This is a genomic window from Methylocaldum sp., assembly GCF_039794385.1.
In the GTDB taxonomy this organism is placed as follows: domain Bacteria; phylum Pseudomonadota; class Gammaproteobacteria; order Methylococcales; family Methylococcaceae; genus Methylocaldum.
In genome coordinates, this window is sequence record NZ_JBDIVO010000424.1 from 1 (window position 1) to 3484 (window position 3484).

Sequence of the window (3484 nt, forward strand, 5' to 3'; positions counted from 1 at the left end):
CATGGCTGGCTGAACCACGCAGCAATGGTGCCGTACACCACCGGCTTCATGGCGACATGCTTCACCAGATCGGGCCGAATCTTTCGGTAAATCTTGATCAGATCGGCAATCACCCGGAGTTCCGCCATCGGATTGCGGCCGCGCCGCGACAATTCGAGCGGAACGACATGGACGCCTCGCGCTTCGATGATAGCCCTGTGCTGCCGTACCCGCGTCACCACGTAGACCTGGTAGCCTGCGTCACGGGCGGCAGTCACGTGGGGCAGCCAATGCGAGCAAACGAACCAGTCTTCGGTAACGAAAAATAAAAGTTTCTTGTTCAAAACGGCTTGGCTCAATGACCTGGAAAGGCGGAACGTCGTCTTTTCGTATGGCCCGTGTCTTGGTTGCCTGTTCGCACTCGACCCGCAGCCCGTCGCCCCGAAACTCGCGAAGAAAGACTCAAGAAAATAGGACAGTATAATACCCGATGGCGCGAACTTGATCGGTTCAGGGTCAGCATCCGCCGCTTCGTGCCGCAACCGAAAAACGATCGGTCGCGCGCTCGCGCAAACCCATTCAAACCTTATCGGAATCAATGATCGCAAAACCGAGGTTCGGGAAAGACCGGACCTTTTTTTATCTCGTTCGCAACGCAATAGGCACTTTCAGCCTCCGAGCGGTCGGCATCGGCCTGTCGTTCACGGCTCAGGCGATTACCGCGCGGTTCATGGGTTCCGACAATTACGGGCTATTCGTGTACGCCCTCGCCTTCACCCCGGTCTTATCCTGGCTGGCCCAACTGGGCATGGTACATACCTCGATCCGGTACGTCGCGATTTACAACTCGCAGGAAGACTGGGGCGCCATTCGAGGTTTCATGGCTTTCGCGACGCGCAGCACGCTCGGAGCTTGCCTTGTCGTCGGGTCAGCCGCAGCGATGATCGGCTGGCTGCTGAAAGACACAATGGACGATCTGCATCGTTATGTTTTCATCCTGGCTTTCCTCCATGTGCCTTTCATGTCCTTGTCCGAATTGCGCGTGGGCGTTCTCCGCGGCCTGCTCAAAATCAGTTTCGCCGAACTCCCGGAAAACCTCGTTCGCCCCCTGCTCCTGATCATTCTGCTGTCGGCGATTTATTTCGGGTTTCACGACTTCGTCGATCCCGTGACGGCAATGCTGATCAGCCTGGCCGTAGCCATGACCAACTTCCTGCTGGGCAGCGCATGGCTTCGGCAATCCCTGCCGGGAGGCGTTTCCGGCAGCCTGCCGTCCTATCGAAAAAAAGAATGGCTGACCATGGCCGTTCCCATGTTCGTCGTCGTCGGCATCCAGCTGCTGATCAGCCAATTGGACATCCTCCTGATCGGATCGATGGTGGGCACGCGGGAAGCCGGTTCGTATGCGGTAGCGGCCAGAGTCGCAGATTTCGCAGCTTTCGGCTTGGTCGTGGCCAGCAGCGTAACCGCGCCTTTAATCGCCGCACATTGGAACAATCGCTTGATTCCGGACCTCCGGCGGCTACTGAAAATCACCACAATAGGCAATGCCTTGTTCGTTTTGACGGCCGCCTCATTCATTGCCGGCACCGGAAAATACATACTCGGTATTTTCGGAGCATCGTTCGTGGATGCTTACCCTCTTCTGATCATGCTCCTGGCCGGAAAATCGCTGTACGCTCTGACCGGACTCGGGACCATCCTGCTGACCATGACCGGACATCAGAAGGAAGCCACGTGGCTCATGGGCGGCGGCTTGGCCGTGCAACTGCCTTTAGAGCTGTATCTCATCGGCGAACACGGCGCCATGGGCGCGGCTATTGCCAGCGCGATCGCGGTCGCCGGCATAAACCTTTCAGCGCTGGTAATCGTCAAAACCAGGTTAAAATTGAGCCTCATCGGCTAAACGCCAACAACAAAAATCAACGATGAACATGGATCTAGCGATCAGCCCGATACCGCCTTTCGTCAAAGCCGCCAAAGCCGTGACGCGGCTTATTCCGCCCGTTTGGCGGTTTAGCGGAATTAGCAACCGCATCGTCAAACCCTTGGTCTGCTCGTTCATCTCTGGGGCCTGGTTTCGCTCCACCATCTGGACTTATCGGGGACGCGACATCGAGATGATCGTCGATCCGTCCGATTGCGTGGGCGGCAATCTGTTCTTCATCCCGCACATGTACGACCGGTGGGAGCGAAAATTCCTGATGAAGCGTTTGCCGAGAGGCGGCGTATTCGTGGACGTGGGCAGCAATATCGGCGCCTACGCGCTGTTCGCCGCGGAGATCGTCGGCGCATCCGGCAAGGTGATCGCCTTCGAGGCGGCGACGGAAAATTTCCGACTCCTGCGAAAAAATATCGAAATCAACGGCCGGAACAGCGTGATCGCCGCCTATCAAATCGGCATCTCGGACAAGAAGGAGATGCTGCGGCTAGGGCTCAATCGGCAAGGCAACCGAGGCGCCAACAGTTTCCTCAAGGCCGAGGGAGAGACGGAGGAGGTCCAGTGCTATTCCTTGTATGACGCTTTGCAGATGGCTGAGGTGAAAAAGATCGATGTCCTGAAGCTGGATATCGAAGGATTCGAATATCCGGTCCTGAATCGGTTTTTCGATGACGTCAAAAGAGCTCCGCAGCTTAAACCAGCCTACATCCTGGTCGAGATCGAAGGCGGTCCGCAAACGGCCGAGCGGAAACAACTATTACGATCCCTCATTTCGGACAACGGGTACCGCATTCTTCGGGAGCGGGAAAATACCCTTTTCGAGCGGTCTGCCTGATCGGTTCGACGATGCCATCATACTCATTCACGGTCTTCACCCCGACCTACAACCGGGCTCGGTTGCTGACCGAGGTTTTTGAGAGCCTCAAGGCGCAGACGTTTACCGATTTCGAGTGGATCATCGTGGACGACGGCTCCACCGACGATACCCGTGCACGAGTCATGGAATGGCAAGCCAACGCCGGCTTCCCTATCGTCTACGTTCATCAGGAGAATCGGGGAAAGCATGTGGCGATCAATCGGGGGTTGGACCTGGCATCCGGCGAGTTTTTTCTGATTCACGACTCGGACGATTTTCTTCTGCCCCACACTTTGAAACGATTCCACGAAATCTGGCATGCCATTCCTCCCGACGAACGAAAATCCTTGGGAGGCGTAATGGGATTGTGCGCTTATCGCGACGGGAGCATCGTCCCGAAAAGGTTTCCCCGAGACGCCATGGACATGAGCCATCGGGAATACTGGTTCGAAATGAACATGAAAGGCGACAAGTGTTATTTCGTCCGGACCGACCTGCTGCGCCAATATCCTTTTCCGGAAATTCCCGGCGAAAAGTTCATGGCGGAAGCCATCGTCTTCAATCGAATCGGCGAAAAATTCCGCTGCGTCAACGAAGTGATGCGGATCATCCGGTATCTGCCCGACGGGTTGACTGCCAAAGGGAGGGCAATACGTTTTCGAAACCCGAGAGGCGCTCGGCTTTATTACGGCGAAGCGGTACGCTTG

At 56.2% G+C, this 3484-nt stretch carries 4 protein-coding genes; 3 read left to right on the forward strand and 1 reads right to left on the reverse strand.

Annotation, left to right across the window (positions count from 1 at the left end):
- The coding region (locus tag ABJK70_RS22025; protein ID WP_347259141.1) for a glycosyltransferase at nt 1–323 on the reverse strand (323 nt) is incomplete at its 3' end.
- Nucleotides 324–577: 254 nt separating this feature from the next.
- On the opposite strand from ABJK70_RS22025, the gene ABJK70_RS22030 reads away from it, so the two are divergent.
- From ABJK70_RS22030 to ABJK70_RS22040, 3 genes are all read left to right on the forward strand, one after another.
- Complete coding sequence (locus ABJK70_RS22030; protein WP_347259142.1) at nt 578–1885, forward strand: oligosaccharide flippase family protein; 1308 nt, start codon at nt 578–580, stop codon at nt 1883–1885.
- A 22-nt stretch (nt 1886–1907) separates the two neighbouring features.
- Nucleotides 1908–2756, forward strand: a complete 849-nt coding sequence (locus ABJK70_RS22035) for an FkbM family methyltransferase (protein ID WP_347259143.1) — start codon at nt 1908–1910, stop codon at nt 2754–2756.
- An 11-nt stretch (nt 2757–2767) separates the two neighbouring features.
- Nucleotides 2768–3484 (forward strand): glycosyltransferase family A protein (locus ABJK70_RS22040; RefSeq protein ID WP_347259144.1); only part of this gene is annotated, 717 nt, incomplete at its 3' end.

Excerpts from the sequence above, each read along its gene's own strand:
- ABJK70_RS22030 (WP_347259142.1), top strand. The coding sequence starts at position 578 with ATGATCGCAAAACCGAGGTTCGGGAAAGACCGGACCTTTTTTTATCTC.
- ABJK70_RS22035 (WP_347259143.1), top strand. The coding sequence starts at position 1,908 with ATGAACATGGATCTAGCGATCAGCCCGATACCGCCTTTCGTCAAAGCC.